Raw genomic sequence first — 21348 nt, 5'->3', positions numbered from 1 at the left:
TGGGAGGTGTTCGCTATCTTGAACGTTCAGGGGTAGATCTCAAACAGACCTGCTCCGCCCTGACCGCCACCAATACACATGGTCACAACTCCCCATTTTGCACCGCGACGGCGACCTTCCTGCAACAAATGACCGGCACAGCGCGCGCCGGTCATGCCAAACGGGTGGCCGATGGAAATGGAGCCGCCATTGACGTTATATTTTTCCGGATCAATGCCCAGACGATCGCGGCTGTAGAGACACTGGCTCGCAAAGGCTTCATTGAGTTCCCAGATATCGATATCATCGACCGTCAGGCCTTGCCGTTCGAGTAGTTTGGGAACGGCAAAAACCGGACCAATACCCATTTCATCCGGCTCACAACCGGCGACGGCCCAGGATACGAAACGGCCTAGAGGTTCGAGCCCCCGCCGTTCGGCTTCTTTGGCTTCCATCAACAATACCGCAGCGGCACCGTCGGATAATTGGCTGGCATTGCCGGCGGTTATATATTTGCCTTCACCCATGACCGGTTGCAATTTGGCGAGGCCTTCCAGGGTCGTGGTCGGACGATTGCACTCGTCTCGATCGACCGTGTAGTCGACAATACTTTCCTCCTTGGTTTCCTTGTCAACGACTTTCATCTTAGTCTGCATCGGCACGATTTCATCGGCAAAAAGTCCTGCTTCCTGCGCCTTGGCCATACGCTGCTGTGATTGCAGCGAATATTCGTCCTGATATTCGCGGCTGACATTGTAACGCTCTGCCACAATATCGGCGGTATCGATCATGGGCATGAAGATATCAGGTGCAATTTTCAGAATTGCGTTATCAATGCTGCCTTCCGGTGCACGCTGCCCTTGCATTGAAATACTCTCGACCCCGCCAGCGACGACACAATCCGCGCCATCGCCGCGAATATGGTTTGCCGCCATGGCGATGGCTTGCATGCCAGACGAACAGAAACGGTTGATCGTGGCACCCGCTGTGGTTTTGGGAAGCCCTGCAAGAAGCGCGGCATTGCGACCGATATTTGGCGCGGCATGGGCGACATTGCCCATCAGGCTGTCGTCGACAAAGTCACTCTCTACACCCGACTTGGCAACGGCATGTTTGATGGCGTGCGCCGCCATCGTCATTGGTGGCGTGATGTTAAACCCACCTCGTCCGGCTTTAGCAAGTCCGGTACGGGCATAGGATACGACGACAGCTTCACGCATGATAAATCTCCAGTTGTTGGTGACGACCTAAATCGATTTGGGGCCTTGTCAAGCCATGGTCAGGGAATATGGCAGAGCGGCATCGCGGCCACCACAGACCTGCTTAGCTGCTCTTGGGCGGCCTGGGGATCAGGACGGGAACCGATTTGCAATATTCAATATAATCCGGATCATCCCCCCACCTTTTCTGTCCCGCAGCCTCCAGTTTGGGCACACCGCTGACCCGCATCAGCAAGGTCGTGACAAAAATCGGAGAGATAATCGTTACCCATTGCCAACCGGACAGAAGCGGCAATGACATGACAGTTATGCCTGTCCAGAGCAGGATTTCCCCAAAATAATTGGGATGTCTCGACCATGCCCACAGGCCCGAAGAGATAAAGCGCCCCTTGTTTTTCGGGTTGTTACGAAACGTCCTTTTTTGCCGATCAGCGACCGCTTCGATCACGAAACCGGCAATCCACAAGCCGACGCCGATATAGGCAAAAATATCCAGTGGAAGCCGCGTTGCATTGGTAATGATGACCAAGGCACTGGCTGCCGTCAGCAGAACCCATAGCCCTTGCAAAGTCCAAGTCAGAAAGAAACGCGGTGGTGAAATCTTTATCTGGTCAAACCGCTGATCATGACCATCCGCCTTTATCCGCAAGAACAGAAACGATCCCAGTCGAAGCGCCCAGACCGCTACCATTGAGGCCACAATGACAGCACGAAGATCAACCGACGCAGACAACGCGCATGCGACGATCATTATTGTAAGATAGGTAATGGAGCCAGTCAGATCATAGAATTTTTCTGTCTGGGCCATGTTGGCAGGGATGAAAGCCAGCCAGTTGATGGCATAGGCCAGGATACCGCACAGCAAAAACACCGGCATAGCGCCAAATATCATTCCACCCTGACTACCCGCAAACGCAACAGCTACACCCAGCCCGACTGATATGATAAGACCGATCAGTATTTTTGAATTCACCGCTACCTCCCCCTTAAACTCCGACGACAAAAGAACAATTTGTCGTTCCTGACCCCCCGACATTAAACGTGCCGACGTTTTTTGCGCCTTCAACCTGATAGTCTCCGGCTTTCCCTGTTACCTGCTTTGCCGCATCAAGCATCATACGGACACCTGTTGCACCAACCGGATGTCCCATTCCGATCAGTCCGCCCGATGGATTGACTGGCAAGCTACCGTCGAAAGCAATCACACCCTCTTCAATCGCTTTCCAGGCTTCACCGGGTGCGGTGATCCCGAAATGTTCAATGGCCATATATTCGGTCACTGAAAAGCAGTCATGAGTTTCGATGGCATCCAGTTGTGCCGGCCCGGCAATACCTGCACGCCGATACGCGTCAGTGATGGCTTTGCGTGTCCACGGCAGAACATAGTCGTCATTCGCGCTATCCGCCAATTTGGTGCGCATCAACATCGGCGCGGTGCTATGGCCCCATCCTTTAATCTGCGGCAGGCTTTCAAACCCTATACCGCGCGCGTCTGCATATTGTTTTGCGCGCTCTTCGGAAGCCAGAATGACTACGGCAGCACCATCGGACACCTGCCCGCAATCCTGCCTACGCATCCAGCCTTCTATGACCGGATTATCCTCATCATCCTGCGTGAAACTTTTATCGCCAAACGTCCAGTCTCGGCTCTGCGCATTAGGGTTGCGCCGCGCATTATCGAAATTAGTCTTGGAAATTTCCATCAGATGTTCATGGCGCAGACCATATCTCTTGTCATATTCCTCGGCGAGATCGGAAAACATCGCAGGCCAGATATACTTGGCATCCTGCCCCTCTTCACCGACATAGATCGCCGCTCCCAGATTGTCCGCTGCCTGCGCACCTGACACGTTGCGCATCAGTTCCACGCCGGCCACACAGGCCAGGTCATAACGGCCGCTTTCGATATCGGTCATTGCGCCTAAAATCGCCAGCGATCCGGACGCACAGGCGCCTTCATGACGGGACGCTGGCATACCAGCAAAATCTCTATGCACATGGCCGAAAAAACCGCCCAACATACCCTGACCGGTGAACAATTCTGCTACGAAATTGCCGACATGGCCGACTTCTATATCTTTCGGTTCAAGTTTTGTTTTTTCCAATGCCTTAAGAACGGATGTCGAGAACAGATCGAACAGGGACATGTCTTCCCGCGTCCAGTTTTGGGCAAAATCGGTTTGATGACCGCCTAGAACATAGATTTTCCGAGACATAGTAAAACCCCTTAGCGCAGTTCATCCGCATTTGCCCATACGGCATGTGTGCCACTGCAGATCCTGTGCGGCAATATGATCTGACATATTGGTCCCGCTTCCAAATTTTTCGCGTCCATTATCACGCATTCCGAACGATCGAGATTCATGTCTGTAATAAAACTGATCAAATAGCCATCATCTTCCGATTTCCCATCTTTGCGCGCAATGAATGGGGCTTCGGAACCATAACGGCCTGGACCGAATTCATAATGTTGGGTTTCACCGGTTTCCAGATCATGTTTGATCATACCAGTGAACAGGAAATAGCCATCTTCACCAGTTACGCTGTAGACATAGCGATGCTTCTCGCCTGCAACAGCCGGGTTGATTGTACCAAATTCGACAATCTCGTCATCATACAAACGCTCCTCAGCCGTCTCACCAGTTTCCAGATTGAACCGCCAGCGATGCAGATGGGTTTTCAGGGAATGAAGATCGAGATTGGATCCCATGGCTTTATATTCGTCGGGCATGGATTGCAGCGGATCCGGCCGCGGATCTTCCTGAAAATAGCCATCCATGACCAGTTCATGCCCCTCCTCATAGGCATTCATGAAGTGCAGGACGTAGGTTGAATCCGCTTCAAACCATTTTATGTCTTCCGGGTTCCCATGGCGCGGAATCACAGCAAATCGTGACTTCATATTCTTGTCAAAGACAGGGATGTAGAAACCATTATCGATTGCAGCCTGCGGCCAGAACATCGGGAAGTCATTCAGGATGGAATAGTTTCTCGAAAAGCACATATCATGCGGCAAACGCGGCGCTGGCAACTCAACAGGAATATAATGCTTCAACTTATTGTCTGCTCCGACAACCCCGTAATGCATGTAAGGGGCATGGGTGGAATAGTTGAAAAACAGTAGCTCCCCGGTTTTGGGATCCAGTTTGGGATGGGCGGAGATACCATCAATCGGAGCCCAACCTTCGATACCCAGTGTTTCCAATGTCGCCGGGTCCAAACGATAGCCTTCTCCGCACTGCCAGAATGTTGATAGTATGCTGCCAGCATGCACAACCACATCGGTTGAAGAGCTGTCCTTGATATGCCCGTGCGCGCCCCAACCGGATCGTTCCGATTTTTTGGGGTTACCCATACAGCCAATCCACAAGGAGCGCCCGGCTTCCTGCTCCGCCTCGAAACCACGGGTGCGGATGAAACGGTTTTTATATTCCGCCTTTCCACCTGAAAGCTGCATCATGTGCAGCATCCCGTCACCGTCAAAGGGATGGTACCGGCCTATGGCATCATGCACCGGATTTTCCGTGTTGCGTACATATATACCGTCAATATCCGCTGGGATTTCACCAATAATTTCAAGATCATCACTGTCATGCTCTTCGAAATTGGGTGTCCATGCGCCGTTTAGATAGGGGTGATCGTTTGGCGACAATGTAGTTTTCACTGCGGTAGCTGACTGGGACAATAGAGGGGACTCCACATTTTGGTATGGTTATTAAAGTCACTGATCTAAAGAGCATCGCGCTGCGATCGTCAAGCAATATCCATTCGTTTTCAGAAGAGCGGTGTCAGTCGTTCAGGCCGACAATGGCGACATCTTGCGGCGCGACCGTCTTGTCACAACTGCCGCATGAAATTTCCGGAATCAAATGGGCCCCACAACTGGTGTGAGTCAGGATAGCCGGCGGTCCATCTGCGGCACCGTAATATTTGTCTCCCCACAGCATCAACATCATGATCACGGAATAATATTCCAACCCCTTGGTCGTCAGGAAATACTCATTCCTTAAAGGATGATGATTATAGGGCCTCGCTTTCAGGACATCGATTGCGACAAGGTTTTTCAGACGATCGGCAACAATGGCTGGCGAAGCACCGGTATCAGCTTCGATCTCGTCAAAACGCCGTAATGCGGTGAAGATTGCTCGCATGATCAGGGCAGACCAACGATCTCCCAAAATTTCCACCGAACCCCGCAACAAGGAAGGATGATCCGACTGAAAGGTCACCTGATTGCGCCTTCGGCTATAGGATGCGGGCATCAATCCGACGCCCGGGCCTTCCACGAAAGAAACCTCATGCAAACCGAAAGCTTTGCCGCACGACCTGCAAACCGGAACCGGGTTCAACCGCGATCCGCAGGCTTCATGCTGCAGCTCCAAATTACGCCGGCTATCAGCCGATCCCCATTTTCGTTCCCATACGTACAGCGTCAACACGGTCGGAAACAGGTCGACTCCTTTCTCGGTCAATCGATATTCCAGATGCCTGGAACCGCCGACGGCCTGTCCTTTACGGAGCAGGCCGTTTTTGATGAGTCGATGCAAACGATTTGAAAGCAGAGCTTTTTGCAAACCCGTGCGATCCTTAAGCTCCGTGAACCGGGTTGAACCCAACCACATTGATTCCAGAATGAGCAATATAGGCGTATCACCAAGAATTTCCAAAGACCGCCAGATGGAGCATGTCTTGATCATTGGAGATTCAATTTGCTTGACGGAGAGGTTCATGAGTCCGGGAATATAGGCACTGATTTTACTGAATAATAGGGCTGACATTAAATGACTTGGGGAACATAATAGTGAGATTTCGCAAATATCTGCTTTCCGGAACCAAAATCGCTGGGCGGTCGCAATGGTAGAGTATTAGCGCCGCTAGGGTATCACACAAGGGACGGTTTACGGTTTATGCAACGCTCGCCTCACTCCAAATCGACAGCACAATTTCACAAAGCTTGTGTTCAAAGCCCAAATTGCGATACCCCGGAAAATTGAAGGCAAAGCGATATTATCGAATCAGAATATCAGGCAAAAACCTTCACCATTTCTACATTCGAATGCACAGCCCCGAGAGTTCATCCATTAGTTTCCGAGGACACTGATAAACCATGAATATTCTGCTTGATCACCGTGAAAAAATTCGTGCCCATCATCGCGCTGACGAAGCGGAAATTCTGGAATATCTCACATCAACATTCGGTCCTGATGAAAACACGCGCATCCGAATTCGGGAACGGGCTATACAAGTCGTTCAGGAGGTCAGACGCGCATCAGGACCGACACTGACTGAGAGCTTTCTGGGCGAATATGGCCTTTCCTCAGATGAAGGTCTCGCGCTTATGACATTAGCGGAAGCCCTGTTGCGTGTTCCAGATAACGAGACGATTGATGACCTGATTGAGGACAAGATCGGTCCCTCCAACTGGCGAGACCATATCGGTCAGTCAGACAGCGCGCTGGTCAATGCATCAACTTACGCACTCACGATGACACGTAGTGTAATACAGGAACCGGAAAGCCGAGGACCGCTCGAGGCTCTAAGAGGCGCAATTAAGCGGTTGGGCGAGCCCGTGATCCGGGTTGCCGTCCGCCAGGCCATGAAAGAGCTCGGCAATCAATTTGTACTCGGCGAAGACATGACACTGGCATTGAAGCGGGCTGAAAAATGGAAGGCCAAGGGAGCAACCTATTCCTACGATATGCTCGGTGAGGCTGCGATCACACAAGATGATGCGGATCGTTATTTCAAGGCCTATTCTGACGCGATAGAAGAAATAGCTCGCGTCTCGCATTCCGACGATCTGCGTCAAAACCCCGGCCTTTCGATCAAGTTATCCGCCCTTTACCCTCGCTACGAGATGAGTCAGCAGGCAAAAGCAGTTCCCGCTCTTGCGGAGCGGGTAGGCGAGCTCGCGCGCACAGCACGCGACGCCAATGTTGGTTTAAATATTGATGCCGAAGAGGCTTACCGGCTTGGCCTGTCCATAGATATGATTGAAATGGTGCTAAGCGATCCACGTCTCGCCGGGTGGGATGGCTTTGGCGTTGTGGTGCAGGCGTTTGGCAAGCGGGCCAGCTTTGTCCTTGATTGGCTTTACACACTTGCGACGCAGCTCGACAGGAAGATCATGGTCCGGTTGGTTAAAGGCGCCTATTGGGACAGCGAGATTAAGCGCGCACAAATGGACGGCGTGCCCGATTTTCCTGTATTCACCACCAAGTCAGCAACGGATATCAGCTATATCTGCTGCGCGGCGCAGCTTTTAAAAATGACCGATCGTATTTACCCGCAGTTTGCCACGCATAACGCACACAGCGTCGCGGCCATTCTTGAGATGGCCGGCAATAGCAAAGACTACGAATTTCAAAGGCTGCATGGCATGGGTGAAACATTACATGCTGCATTGCTGCGTAACGAAAAGGTCCGGTCACGGATTTATGCTCCGGTAGGAAAGCACCGCGAATTGCTAGCTTATCTGGTTCGGCGCTTGCTGGAAAACGGTGCAAACTCGTCCTTTGTCAATCAACTGGCCAATCACGCCGTTCCCGCTGAAATGATTGCCACCGATCCTTTCGAGACTCTGGCAACTGATCAGCAACAAAATCTGTCAAAGATCGTCAAACCTTCGGACTTATATCAACCAGGTCGTGTCAATTCCCGCGGTTGGGATCTGGCCAATCGTATGGACATGAACGAATATGTGTCTGAGCGCGCTCCATTTGCCGAAAAACTCTGGCGAGCCGCGCCGATCACCGTCCGACCTGTCACCGGCGATACAACACGCAAGATATTCAATCCCGCCTTGCGCGAAAACGAGGTGGGAGAAGTAATTGAAGCGGATGTGTCGCAAGCCACCAACGCTATAGAAGATGCGCATATCTGGGATGCACCGGTCAGTGAACGCGCTGCCGTCTTGCGAAGGGCAGCTGATCTTTTTGAACAGCATCATGGAGAGATTTTCGCATTGCTGGCAAGAGAGGCTGGCAAAACCCAGTTTGATACGATTGCCGAGTTGCGCGAAGCGGTCGATTTTCTGCGCTACTATGCCAAGGAGGCCGAACAGGTGCCGGAAAAAGAACCGCGCGGAATTATCAGTTGCATTTCTCCCTGGAACTTCCCGCTGGCCATTTTCACGGGACAGATTGCTGCGGCGCTGGCGGCTGGCAACGCTGTACTAGCAAAACCGGCAGATCAAACGCCTTTGATTGCTGCTCTGGCTACCAATCTGCTGCACGAAGCAGGGGTGCCTCTTGCGTCCCTGCAATTGCTACCGGGTGCGGGGGCGACAGTGGGTGCGGCCATTAGCGGTGACAAACGCATTCAGGGCGTATGCTTTACCGGCTCAACCGCAACGGCGCAGACCATCAACCGGAATCTCTCTAAAAATGGGGAAGCTGATGCCCTTTTGATCGCAGAGACCGGCGGCCTCAATTGCATGATTGTGGATTCCACGGCGTTACCGGAACAATCGGTACGCGACATCATCACATCAGCATTTCAGTCAGCCGGGCAACGGTGCTCGGCCTTGCGGGTTTTATATCTGCACAAGGATATCGCCACGCCGTTTCTGAAAATGCTGAACGGTGCAATGGATGCACTGGAACTGGAAAATCCGTGGTGGCTGTCCACGGATATCGGGCCCGTAATTGACGAGGCGGCTCGCAAGAAAATCACAGCTCATGTAAAGCGCGCAAAAGAGGAAGGCAGACTGGTGAAGCAATTGGGCTGTCCTGAAGATGGCTATTTTGTGGGTCCGGCAGTGATCAGGATAAATGGCGTCGATGATCTTGACGAAGAGATATTTGGCCCGGTTTTGCATGTCGCGACATTTGAAAACGAGGACCTGGAAAACGTTGTCAGCGATATCAATAATCGCGGTTACGGATTGACCTTCGGCCTTCAGACCCGGATCGAACGGCGAATCGACAAACTGAGTTCAGCGATGAAAGTTGGCAATATCTATGTTAACCGCAATCAGGTGGGCGCTGTCGTCGGTTCCCAGCCATTTGGTGGAGAAGGCCTGTCAGGCACAGGGCCAAAGGCCGGAGGACCACATTATTTGCCGCGCTTTTTCAGAAGCAACAGCGCGAGAAACTCGATCGTTACAGGAAAAGCTCTGGCGCTGGAAACTGTTCAGGCGGCCATCAACAATCTGCCATCTGTCGATCCCCGACCGCGTGACCATGGAGTGATGCCCGGACCCACCGGGGAATCCAACGAATTGTTCACCTATGCCCGCGGAACGATATTGTGCATGGGTCCGTCATCAGCGGATGCGCAAGCGCAGGCAAAAACGGCGCGCGAACAAGGGTGTGAAGCGTTGATTGTTGCCCCCGAAGCGACAGGAGAAAATGCGCTGGACGGATTTTTGAGCCGCGAACATCTTACCCAGCTATCCGGAGTAGATGCAGTCGTATGCTGGAGTGAAGCAGAAGATATTCGGGATATCCGCAAGGCACTGGCCCATCGTGACGGTCCCTTGATTCCGCTCATCACCGAACAAGATTTTGCCAGTCGTTGTCTCGTTGAGCGGCACGTCTGTATTGATACAACGGCCGCAGGCGGGAATGTGTCGCTGCTTGCGTAGCCAGTCTTCTTCGATCGATAGTTATTGCGCTGGAACCCCTTCAGATATCTGGCAGATATTTCGTGCATAGAGACGGGCAAACGCGTAGTGGATTTCTGGGGTCACAGAACAGGCGGGGATGCAGATGAATTTCGGAGAGATGATTTCGCTCGCAGCCTATTTCGTCCTGATGATGGCTATCGGGCTTTATGCCTGGCGCAAGTCGACCAGCAACGTTTCTGAATATATGCTTGGAGGGCGCAATTTGCATCCAGCCGTCGGTGCACTTTCGGCGGGTGCATCGGATATGAGCGGCTGGATGTTGATGGGCCTGCCCGGGGCTATCTATCTGTCCGGGCTCAGTGCCGCATGGATCGCCGTCGGCCTGATCATCGGGGCATATCTAAACTACCTGCTGGTCGCACCACGGTTGCGGGTATTTACCGAAATGGCTGATGACGCGATCACCATACCGGACTATTTTGAGAAACGATTTCAGGACAAGTCCCGTGCGCTGCGTATCATTTCCTCCTTGGTCATAATCATATTTTTCACGCTCTATACATCGGCCGGGATTGTCGCTGGCGGCAAGCTGTTCGAGGCCTCATTTGAACTTGATTACGAGCTGGGGCTTTTCATTACCGCTGGCGTGGTCATCGCCTACACGCTTTTCGGCGGGTTTCTTGCCGTCAGCCTGACCGATTTTGTGCAAGGTTGCATCATGTTTTTGGCACTGGTCATAGTACCGGTTGTCACCCTGCAGGTATTGGGGGGCTGGGGTCCGACTGAGGTAGCGATAAATTCCGTCAACACAGACGCTTTGACCTGGTTCGAGGGTGCTACAATATTGGGTATCATATCAAGTCTGGCTTGGGGCTTAGGATATTTCGGGCAGCCTCACATCATTGTTCGCTTCATGGCGATCCGATCCCTCAAAGACATTGCCGTGGCCAGATGGATAGGCATGACCTGGATGGTTGTTACCGTCATCGGCGCGGTCCTTGTCGGCCTTTTCGGGTTGGCCTACGTCACGTCTGAAGGTCTGACTCTTGATGATCCGGAAACAATTTTCATTCTGCTCTCCCAGGTTCTTTTCCACCCGCTTATCTCCGGCTTTCTTTTGGCTGCTATCCTGGCGGCAATCATGAGCACCATCTCTTCACAATTGCTGGTCTCCTCCAGCTCGTTGACCGAGGATTTCTACAAGATATTCATCCGTAAGTCCGCATCCCAAAAAGAATTGGTACTTATCGGTCGGCTTTCGGTTCTGGCTGTTTCTCTTGTGGCGATCGGGTTGGCCTTTGACCGTGACAGCAACGTGCTTTCTCTGGTCAGTAATGCCTGGGCCGGATTTGGAGCAGCGTTTGGCCCGATCATATTATTGAGTTTATACTGGATTGGGCTAACGCGCGATGGCGCACTTGCCGGAATGGTGATCGGCGCGGGCACCGTATTGTTCTGGCTATACGCGCCTTTGACCATTGCTGGTGGCTCCCTGTCCGACTGGATTTACGAAATTGTCCCCGGGTTCATTCTGGGAATGCTTGCCTCGGTGATTGTCAGTCTGATGGGACGGAAACAAAATCCGGCAGTCGGCGATCTGTTTCTTGAGATGACCGGCGCAATGAAATCACAGAAGTGACCATTTGCCGCTGATATCAGTTCCACACCATCGTCATGGCACTATGCTGGTAAGAGATGGATCCAATTCGATACTTACCATATCTCCCGCCTTTATTCCTGATGCAGTGGGCACTCTTGCCTGCCAGGTCTCTCCAGAAGGGGCCTGAACCCCAATGGCAGTCGTTGCGCCGAGGGAATGGGTTTCCGTCACGGCAAATCGGCCGTCAGGAACCTTGCTATCCAGGATCACACCCTCTGGCCGCACCAACAAAGTCGCTTCAGGAGCATTGCCGAAGTGATCGGCGTTCACCGTCCCAAAAGGACTGTGCAAAACGCCATCGGACACAGGGCCAGTCCAGATATTCACATCTCCGAGCAAACGAGCCGCAGATAATGACACAGGCCGCAGATATACTTCCGAAGGTGCCCCGGACTGAACAATCACACCGTCAACCATCAGAACCAGTTCATCGGCCATGAAGAGCGCTTCTTCCGCATCATGCGTCACGACAAGGACAGCGGCGCCGGATTTCTTCAGTTCGTGCACCGCCATATCCCGCAGTTCCGACCGCAAACGCGCATCAAGCCCGGAAAAGGCTTCATCCAGCAGGACAATTTCCGGCTCCGGTGCCAAAGCGCGGGCAAGAGCAACACGTTGTTGTTCTCCGCCAGACAACGTGTGCGGATAGGCCCCTGCCTTGTCATCCATTTGCACCGCCGCAAGCTGGGCCATAGCAGTTCCCCGGCGCAAAGAAGCGGAGCCCGACCGCAAACCGAACATGACGTTATCCAGGGCCGTAAGATGTGGAAAAAGCGAAAAGTCCTGGAATACTAGGCCAACGCTGCGTTTTTCCGGCGGAACAATCACGTGGCCGTCAGTCAGACGTCTTCCCGATCCTGCAACTTGTCCTGAATCAACATCCTCAAGACCCGCCATCACTCGCAGCAAAGTCGATTTCCCGGCTCCTGACGGGCCAAGAATTGCGGTAATACATCCCTGCTTCAATTCTATATCGACTTTGTCGAGTACGCGTCGTCCTCTATGGGATTTCACCAGTCCCTGACCGGCCATCACAATATCCGTCATGTCCCGGCACTTTCGGTTTGGCGGCGCGATACCAGCCAGCTGACGGTCATCATGATCGGCAGACCGATAGCAACAAGCATCAGCGATGGCAGAGCCGCCTGGGACAATCGCTCGTCCGAAGCATAGTGATGTGCGCTGACAGCCAGCGTTTCAAAATCCAGCGGACGCAAAATCATTGTGGCAGGAAGCTCTTTCATTACTTCCACAAACACCAACAAAGCCGCTGTGGCAATACCGCTGAAGGCCAGCGGAAAATGAATGCGGCCGATCACCGTCCATGGGCTCGCTCCCAGTGACCGGGCCGCTTGATCCATTGACGGTGTGATACGAACCAATGCGCTTTCGCACGGACCGATAGCGGCCGCTGCAAACCGTGCCTGATAAGCGAACAGCAAGGCAACCAACCCTCCGCCCGCGATCATCGGTGCCGCCGAGCCCGAAACCGTATCGAGCAAATTCTGTGACGCAGCGAGCAGTGCGATGACACCAAGCGCTGCAACCGCGCCAGGAACAGCATAGCCCGTGTGGGCCGCGCGAACCGAAGCATTTGCAAACCAACCGCCTGTACGCGCCGCGTAGGCCGCTCCTAGACCAAGAATAGCAGCAATGCCTGCGGATAGAGACGCCACCATTATAGTGCCCCAAAAGGCATCAGCAGGAGAACGGACGGGTTGAGTCTCCAGCGCTAGCGACAAGAGATGCAGGCCGGGCGCTATCAGGCCAAAAAATACCGGCACTGCACAAGACAAGACTGCAATCACCGCAGCGCGTGGCGACAGTTGGACGCGGTGCTGAGGTTTGTTGCGGCCGCCAGCCTCCGCCACACGGGTACCGCGCCGGGCCAATCGTTCACCGCCGAAAATCACTAGTGTCACCAGCAACAAGATCAGAGCCAGACGGGCCGCAGCCTGTGGATCGCCAAAAGAAATCCACGAGCGCAAAATACCGACGGTAAAGGTTGGAGTACCCAGGAAATCGACCGTGCCATAATCAGCAAGGGTTTCCATCGCGACCAATGCGGTTCCAGCCATGATCGCGGGGCGGGCGAGAGGCAGGGAGACCTTGAAAAAGGCTTTCAACGGGCTCGACCCCAATGTCCGCGCAGCCTCAAAACTGCTGGTACCACTATTCTCAAAAGCCTGCCGTGCGAGCAGATAAACATAGGGATAGAAAGATATTGAGAACACAAAACCGGCCCCGAAAACCCCGCTGATAGTGGGTATAAAGCCAGCCGTCACACCATGAACCGGCCCACCAACAGCGGTCATCGACATCCAGGCATAGCCGGAAACATAACTTGGCATTGCCAATGAAAGGGGCAACGCAACGACAAATAATCGCCTGCCCGGGAAATTGTACCGCGACGTCAGCCAGGCTGTCGGCACTCCCAACAGCAGGGTGCCTGAAACAGTAATGACGAGAAGAGCGGCCGAGTGGCGGACATATGTAGAAAGCTGTGTATCAAACAGATGTGCCATATGCGTGCCACCGCCGGACAAACCCAAAGGGATAAGGGCGATGACGGGAAGCGTACATATCAGGGCAGCGAGTACCCCTATTGGCGCAGGACTGATCCCACGCCAAATTCTGTCTATATATTGCCCCATATCATCCGTGAGCTAAGATCAAGGCCAGCCAGCCCGATCGAAGAGCTTTTGAGCCTCGGCCTGATTTTCACCCAGTTTGGATAATGCTATCGGATCCTCTTTAAAGTCACCGAGCTTTTCCAGCGCAGCATTCTTATATTCAACAGATGGAACCACCGGATATTCGTTGGTCAATTCTGCGAAAAAACGTTGTGGCTGTTCGGTCATCGCAAATTCGATGAACTGACGGGCCAGCTCTGGATTGGGCGCATTTTTTGCAACACCCGCACCAGACAGGTTGACGTGAACACCTGCGTCAGCATTCGGCCAGTAAACCGCCAAATCTTCAACAATATTCTTATCTTTTTCGTCGTTCATCAGCCGGGCAAAATAATAGTGATTGACCAATGCAATATCGCATTCGCCTGCCGCGACAGCCTTGATCTGATCGGTATCGCCGCCCAGAGGATCGCGCGCAAAGTTACCAGCCACGTTGCTCGCCCAATCCTGCGCTTTTTCTTCACCCCAGCGGTCAATTAGCGCCGCCAGCAGCGAGATATTGTAGATATTGCCCGACGAACGCGCACAAACTTTACCTTTGAAAGCAGGGTCCGCGAGCGATTCATAACCGGTCAGTTTTGTTTCATCGACCCGGTCCGGAGCATAGACCAGCACGCGTGCGCGTTTTGCCAGACCATACCAAAGTCCATCAGGATGTCGCATCCCAGCTGGCACGGCAGCGTCCAGCTTTTCAGACGAAAGCGGAGCAAATAGCTGCTCCTGTTCCGCCCGCCAGAGCCTGCCCGCATCAACAGTTACAATGACATCGGCCGGGCTGCGCTCACCATCGGCTTTCAAGCGTTCCACGAGCAAGTCGCCATCTGCCTCAATCGTGCGCACTTCCACACCGGTTGCCTCTTCAAAGGCATCATACAACGCATAATCCGAATCATAGTGGCGGGAGGAAAAGACCACCAGCATCTTTCCGTCAGAAGCGCCAGCACCGCCGGGCGTGCCGTCGCTACATGCCGACAATCCCAGAATTGCTAAGACGAGGCCGAAGATACCAAAACGCATGAGTTGTTCCTTGTAAGATAAGATTTGAAACCAAGTTTGGTCCAGTAGTGGACTAAGCTCAGTCGCCATCCGAGATGTCATTAACAGAGTATAAGCCAGTTACTACGCAAAAAAATTGTAAGACTGCATATTATTATCTTTCTCACCCAAGGTCGGCAGTTCCAACAATTGGTAATCGGATCCTTCTACTTCTGTGCAGTTTGGACGGCGCCCGGCTTTGTTGCATCGGCAATCAGGGTACGGGCTTTCAGCGTAGCCGCTTTCGCATCCATTTCGCCATCAGCGATTTTCGTTCCCATAGACAGCAATTCACCGCTGATCACTGTACCGGTCTGCGCTTCTTCTTCCACTGTTACACCACGATGAGAGGCAAAGGCCTTGTCCCATGAGGCACGAACCTCAGCCCAATAGTCCTTGGTCTTTGACCAATAGTCATCTGCTGCCTTGACATTATAGTCGTCAAACTTGGTGTACGTATTCAGTACATATTCCTGCACGATCGGCGCGAGCTTGCCTTCAACCATGCCCATTTTGGTATTGTCCTGAAAATGGATCCAGCCACCGGGCATCGGAGAATGTCGGTTGATGGCATAATAACGGTCGTAAACGGGGTCGCGGACCGCATCACGACGCGCCAGCGGACGCCAGGTCCAGTTGGAACTCCAGCGCCGCACGCCTGCCTCGGTTTCCCACGTTCCGATCCCGGCATAGCGCGGACTATCATCAACCTGATAGACGGTTTGCGACCATTGTCCCTTGCGTTGTTCTACAGGAACAGGCCGTAGTGACCAGCTATGGCGATCAGAATATACAAGAATATCCTCTGGCTCATATTCCCAGTCCTGACGCCAATGCTTCACGATGAAATCCTTGCCATCACCCATATCGACAACCAAAAGATGCTGCAGAATGATTTTGGTACCGGTATCTTCTATCACCCGCACTACCTCATTGCCGCCGGAAATTTTGCGTTCCCGAGGTTCATAGTCCGCCCGCCAAGCAGTTGATTCCTGCATATCAAAACGCACTTTGTAGTTTCCGGCCATGGCCAGGATATCGGCACGATCTTGCTCGAATGCTGCCTTCTGTATCTCTCCAATTTGCTTGGTTGCCGGCTGGCTGGCCCATGCTTGAGATGGAGCAAGCGCTAGAGCAAATAAGCCTGCATAATATCTAATTTTCATGATTGTTCTCCTCGTCTTAAACGCCTCAAAAATTGGCACTAATCGAAATGCTTGCGTTCCGCCCAGGCTGAGTGAACGCGTCGGTAATATTCGATGACGCGTTCAGTCCGCGGACATCGCTCCACAGGGCATATTTTTTGTCTGTAATGTTGAATATACCAGCCCGGATCGTAAAGTTTTCGGTGATCCGATAAAAAGCGGTCGCGTCAACAACCGCAGATTCTCTTGGCCGGAAACAGGACTCGCTGCACACCCCAACGGTTTCGACGGCTTCCTTGCGCGCATTGTATGATATAATCATCTCGCCGCCAAAACGGTTACCTGGATCACGATATCCAACGCCGAGTATCGCGTTAAGCGGGTCTATCGTTGACAAAGATATGTCGGCTGCATCAGGCGCTTCTACGGTGCCATCTGCAAAAGCAATGGCAAATCGAGCACGAAAACCGTTATCTGCTTCATAAGAAGCACGGGCTTCAATGCCATAAACATCGACGCTGTTCAGGTTCACAAATTGAAATACTGCTGGATCGGTGGGCCTGAACGAACCCGACACCACCTCTTGACTGATAAAGTCATCGTAATTTGCAGAAAAGGCCGTCAGCCCGAGGTTAATGCCATCTGCATTGTAGCGAACCCCAGCTTCAAAACTCTCGCTCGTTTCTGGATCAAGGTCAGGATTGGGTAGCGATGTGTAACCAAAGGCCAGATTTTCAAAGAAATTATTGACCTGGCTGGGGGTAGGTGCGCGAAAACCGCGAGTATAGTTGCCGAACAGACGTACGTCATTACCCAATTTCCAGACAGCGCCAATTTTCGGCGAAACTTTCGACCCGTCTTGTCCAGTCGGTACAAAACCGGCCAATAGAGGGTCATCTTTGGGATCGAGGTCGTAGAAATCAAACCGCAGAGCGGGATAGAGCGTGAAAGCACCATCGCCAAATTCCATAGCGTTACCGAGAAAAAAACCGCCCAATGAAAAGTCAGTTACAGGAAATGCGCGCGATGGAAAAACTTCACCGAAAGGCGGAACAACGCCATTGCGCAAACCATCTTGACGGGTAATGCTGTAATCACCGCCGTAGGTAAGCGTGTGCTTTATGGGACCAGTCGTAAAGGTGGATCGGAAGTCTGCAGCGACCCCATAAACGCGATTGTTGAACGTATTCAATCGTTCCCGATCCGGGCGCGGCGTTGCCCCGGTCGCTGTCCGGTCTTCGTCGGCAAACTGTTCGTCCTCACCGTCCTGCCAATAAGCCGCAACATGGGCATAGTCGATAAATCCGGCGCCTTCATCCTCGGCATTATAGGTCCAGTCGAGCGATGCACGCACTCGCTCAGTACTATCTTCAGCAGTCAGGCTATCCACAATCCAGCTCGGCGGTCCGGGAAACAGGAAAACTGGCCCCAAGCCGGAGAGGACATTGGATGAAATCTCCCGCTCCAGATACTCACCGGTCAATCGGACACGATGGTTGCCGTCATTCCATACAAGCTTGCCCAGAAACGCGTTGGATTCACCGTCTTGTGGATTTGGCGTTGTCCTCGCAGAGCCCTCGACACCATTCGTACCCTGATTATCAAGCTCCTTAAAATCACGGCGCGAATAGGCCAGCATCGCAGAAAAATCTCCCGTCTGTCCGGCAATAGCGACTGTTTCGGAAAACTCTTCGTCCGCCGAACTATATTGCGCGCGTGCGAAGCCCCCGATGGTCCTGCCATCAGCAATAAAGTCAATCGGGTCAGATGTTGTGAAGCTCACAACACCGGACAATCCATCGCTGCCATAGAGCGCTGAGGCCGGACCGCGCAGAATTTCCACTGACTTGATAAGGCCGACATCCGTCGCATTGCCGCGACCGACGCTTTGTGCGCCGAAGCTGAAACCCTGAGGCGAACGGATACCATCCACTTGAATAAGTACCCGGTTACCGCCAATGCCGCGAATGTTGAAATCCTCATTCCCCGCTCGGCCGGTTGAACCCAGGGCCGCCCCAAAACGAGCAGGAGCACGGCGCACCGAAATGCCGGGCTCAAAACGGACGATATCGCGGACATCGGTTGCCAGTTCATCGGCGAGGCGCTCTGCATCAATAACCGTTACCGTGGCTGGTGCATCCACCACGGCAACAGGCGCACGGGTTGCTGTAACCGTGATACCCTTTTCATCATCGAACGCATCTCCGGCATCCTCTGCGGCGTGAGCAGCATGTGAAAAGCATAGCGCAAGCATGCTGCATGTCAGGCCTGGCCGATGCCAGTGCGAACGTATTTTCATAGAGAGCTCCCTCGACTCTTATTGCTAATGCAAATGATTCTCATTCGTCTTTAAGGCCCGTCTTTGAAAACTGTCAAACTAAAAATGATGGAGGTGCGGCGACACCAGGGAATCATTCGTGCGATCCGAAAACCTGGTAGCTATGCAGGCTTGGAATCCATTCATCCGTCAGCAGTAGAAGCCGATTCCAAAAGGGTAGTTACAAAGATTTCCGGAATTGCAGGCGTTCAAGAGTAAGCGAAGCCGTCGCGGCATGATGACAGCCGGAGAGTTGAGATTGGTTCAGATATGAATCATAGCCATCTCACCGGTTTATAGCTGGTGAATTGGAAAGAGTTTTTGGGCCCCGAAGCCAAAACAATCGCGGTGTCAGTTACCTGATCGGATGAGATAATCGAACGCCGACAATCCTGCTTTGGACCCCTCACCCATCGCGACAACGATCTGCTTATAGGGCGCGATGGTTGCATCACCCGCTGCAAAAACACCGGGTAGATTCGTCGCACCGTTTTCATTCACATCAATCTCGCCGTGCTGCGTTAGCGCAAGCGTATCAGTCAGCCATTCGCTATTGGGAACCAGTCCAACCTGCACGAAGATGCCATTCAGATTAATGTCATGGCTCTTTCCGGTGTCACGATCAGTATAACGCAGACCAGTTACTTTATCGCCATCTCCCAGAACCTCAGTTGTCTGGGCAGATTTCAAAACATCAACATTCGGCAGACCGGTAAGCTTTGATTGCAACACGGCATCAGCACGCAGGTCGCTATCAAACTCGATCAGCGTCACATGTCTGACTATCCCCGCCAAATCAATTGCCGCCTCAACACCGCTATTGCCGCCGCCGATAACCGCGACGTCTTTGCCCTTGTACAACGGGCCGTCACAATGCGGGCAGTAGGCGACACCGCGATTGCGATATTCGTCTTCGCCAGGCAGGCCAATCTGGCGCCAGCGCGCGCCAGTCGACAGGATGATGGTCTTTGCCTTGAGCTCAGCACCACTCTCCAGATGCAGTTTATGTAACCCGTCGCCATTCGGCGCCGCTAGCTTTACCGCCCTTTGGGTATCCATAATATCAACGTCATATCCCCGTACATGCTGTTCCAGTTCCGCTGCAAGTTTTGGACCTTCCGTACGTTGCACTGAAATGAAATTTTCAATGCCAAGCGTATCGAGAAGCTGGCCACCAAATCGCTCGGACACGATACCGGTGCGAATGCCCTTACGTGCGGTATAAATTGCCGCGGCAGAGCCAGCAGGACCGCCACCGACGACAAGAACATCAAACGGATCTTTGCCCGAGAGCTTTTCTGCGGCCTTGGCCGACACATCGCTGTCGAGCTTTGCGACGATTTGCGCCAGATCCATACGCCCAGCCCCAAATGGCTGTCCGTTCAACAAAGTGGTTGGAACCGCCATAACCTTACGATTTTCGACTTCATCCTGAAAAAGCGCGCCGTCAATCGCAGTATGGCTGATATTCGGGTTAAGCGCCGCCATGATGTTAAGCGCCTGAACCACATCGGGGCAATTCTGGCAGGATAGCGAGAAGAAAGTCTCGAAGTGGAAACTGCCCTCCAAATCACGGACGCTGTCCAACAGTTCCGCGTCTTCCTTTGGCGGGTGACCGCCAACATGTAACAACGCCAATATCAGTGAGGAGAATTCGTGACCAACTGGCAGTCCGGCAAACTCGACCTCTGATTTACCGTCATCGGTAGTTATCATGAACGAAAGACACCTGCTGCTTGTACCATCAAATCCGGCTTCAACTTTGTCGGACAGCGAAGCGATGGTTTCCAGCAATTCGCGCATTTCAGATGATTTTTCGCTCTCATCTAGCGTTGCAACAAGGCTGATCGGGCGCCGCAAGTTCGTCAGATAGGATTTCAATTGCTCGGTGGTGGATTGATCAAGGACGGCCATGGGTTACTCTTGTACTCGAGGGAAAGGGCTTGCCGACGATCTATATAATCGCTGGATAATTGAGGCGGCCAGCGTTCAGCAGGCCGCCACTCTATAGTCATGTTATCTAAGGTCTTTAGATTTTGCCGACGAGTTCGATAGAAGGCGCGAGAGTATTTTCGCCTTCTTCCCACTTGGCTGGGCATACCTCACCGGGATTGGCACGAACATATTGTGCAGCTTTGATCTTGCGTACCAGCTCTGACGCATTTCGACCAACACCTTCACAGGTGATTTCCATTACCTGGACGATACCGTCAGGATCCACAACAAAGGTCGCACGATCGGACAGCCCCTGGCCTTCACGAAGGACACCGAAATTGTTGCTGATCTCGTGGTTCTGATCACCGAGCATATAGAAATTGATCTTGCCAATAGCATCGGAACTGGCATGCCATGCCTTGTGGCTGAAATGAGTATCGGTTGAAACCGCATAGACTTCCACACCCATGCGCTGCAGCTCTTCATATTGGTCTGCAAGGTCTTCAAGCTCGGTCGGGCACACGAACGTGAAGTCGGCAGGGTAAAAGAAAAATACAGCCCATTTCCCTTGAGCATGTTCTTCCGTAACGTTGACGAATTCACCGCGGAAAAATGCTTCGGTGGAGAATGGCAGAATCTTCTTGTTGATAGTTGTCATTTATTTACCTTTTACGCTAAAAAGCTGTCGATATTTCTTGCATTCCAGACTCGGAATTCAATTGATTAAGATTTTTAATCGCAGCGCAGATATGTTGCTGGGCCAGATGTTTCAACAGCATAAATTGGTCAGCCCCG

At 52.6% G+C, this 21348-nt stretch carries 14 protein-coding genes; 2 read left to right on the top strand and 12 right to left on the bottom strand.

Features of this window, described 5'->3' with window-relative positions:
- Positions 1–26 precede the first annotated feature (26 nt).
- The 5 genes from DK507_RS09675 to DK507_RS09655 form a co-directional block, all read right to left on the bottom strand.
- The gene (locus tag DK507_RS09675; protein WP_109356143.1) at positions 27–1199 is read right to left on the bottom strand and encodes an acetyl-CoA C-acyltransferase; all 1173 of its coding nucleotides are present in this window, start codon (positions 1197–1199) and stop codon (positions 27–29) included.
- Positions 1200–1302: 103 nt separating this feature from the next.
- Positions 1303–2172 (bottom strand): DUF1295 domain-containing protein, encoded by an 870-nt coding sequence (locus DK507_RS09670; protein WP_254054322.1) that lies wholly within the window; start codon positions 2170–2172, stop codon positions 1303–1305.
- A gap of 13 nt (positions 2173–2185) precedes the next feature.
- On the bottom strand, positions 2186–3415 hold the full coding sequence (locus DK507_RS09665) for an acetyl-CoA acetyltransferase (protein WP_109356141.1): 1230 nt from the start codon (positions 3413–3415) through the stop codon (positions 2186–2188).
- Positions 3416–3426: 11 nt separating this feature from the next.
- Positions 3427–4884: a carotenoid oxygenase family protein gene (locus tag DK507_RS09660; protein ID WP_109356140.1), complete on the bottom strand. Its 1458-nt coding sequence runs from the start codon at positions 4882–4884 to the stop codon at positions 3427–3429.
- A gap of 103 nt (positions 4885–4987) precedes the next feature.
- Positions 4988–5896 carry a helix-turn-helix domain-containing protein gene (locus DK507_RS09655; protein WP_162558990.1) on the bottom strand — a complete coding sequence of 303 codons (909 nt, stop codon included), beginning with the start codon at positions 5894–5896 and terminating at the stop codon, positions 4988–4990.
- 410 nt (positions 5897–6306) lie between these two features.
- On the opposite strand from DK507_RS09655, the gene putA reads away from it, so the two are divergent.
- Positions 6307–9786, top strand: a complete 3480-nt coding sequence (gene putA / locus DK507_RS09650; RefSeq protein WP_109356138.1) for a bifunctional proline dehydrogenase/L-glutamate gamma-semialdehyde dehydrogenase PutA — start codon at positions 6307–6309, stop codon at positions 9784–9786.
- A gap of 124 nt (positions 9787–9910) precedes the next feature.
- Positions 9911–11407, top strand: a complete 1497-nt coding sequence (gene putP / locus DK507_RS09645) for a sodium/proline symporter PutP (RefSeq protein ID WP_109356137.1) — start codon at positions 9911–9913, stop codon at positions 11405–11407.
- A gap of 33 nt (positions 11408–11440) precedes the next feature.
- On the opposite strand, the gene DK507_RS09640 is transcribed toward putP, so the two are convergent.
- From DK507_RS09640 to ahpC, 7 genes are all read right to left on the bottom strand, one after another.
- The gene (locus tag DK507_RS09640) at positions 11441–12475 is read right to left on the bottom strand and encodes an ABC transporter ATP-binding protein (RefSeq protein WP_109356136.1); all 1035 of its coding nucleotides are present in this window, start codon (positions 12473–12475) and stop codon (positions 11441–11443) included.
- Complete coding sequence (locus DK507_RS09635) at positions 12472–13953, bottom strand: iron ABC transporter permease (protein WP_162558989.1); 1482 nt, start codon at positions 13951–13953, stop codon at positions 12472–12474. Before DK507_RS09635 ends, DK507_RS09640 begins: the two co-directional genes overlap by 4 nt.
- A gap of 147 nt (positions 13954–14100) precedes the next feature.
- The gene (locus DK507_RS09630; protein ID WP_109356134.1) at positions 14101–15138 is read right to left on the bottom strand and encodes an extracellular solute-binding protein; all 1038 of its coding nucleotides are present in this window, start codon (positions 15136–15138) and stop codon (positions 14101–14103) included.
- A 185-nt stretch (positions 15139–15323) separates the two neighbouring features.
- The gene (locus tag DK507_RS09625; RefSeq protein WP_109356133.1) at positions 15324–16322 is read right to left on the bottom strand and encodes a DUF6607 family protein; all 999 of its coding nucleotides are present in this window, start codon (positions 16320–16322) and stop codon (positions 15324–15326) included.
- Positions 16323–16347: 25 nt separating this feature from the next.
- Entirely contained in the window at positions 16348–18600 is a 2253-nt protein-coding gene (locus DK507_RS09620; RefSeq protein WP_109356132.1) for a TonB-dependent hemoglobin/transferrin/lactoferrin family receptor, read from the bottom strand.
- A gap of 369 nt (positions 18601–18969) precedes the next feature.
- The gene (ahpF, locus tag DK507_RS09615; protein ID WP_109356131.1) at positions 18970–20532 is read right to left on the bottom strand and encodes an alkyl hydroperoxide reductase subunit F; all 1563 of its coding nucleotides are present in this window, start codon (positions 20530–20532) and stop codon (positions 18970–18972) included.
- A 115-nt stretch (positions 20533–20647) separates the two neighbouring features.
- Positions 20648–21211, bottom strand: coding sequence for an alkyl hydroperoxide reductase subunit C (gene ahpC, locus DK507_RS09610; protein WP_109356130.1), 564 nt, complete (start codon positions 21209–21211; stop codon positions 20648–20650).
- Between the last annotated feature and the right edge of the window lie 137 nt (positions 21212–21348).

This window comes from Sphingorhabdus sp. EL138 (assembly GCF_900258045.1).
Lineage (GTDB): Bacteria > Pseudomonadota > Alphaproteobacteria > Sphingomonadales > Sphingomonadaceae > Parasphingorhabdus.
The sequence above is the reverse complement of the archived record's forward strand: the minus strand, read 5'-3'. Positions and strand labels throughout refer to the sequence as shown.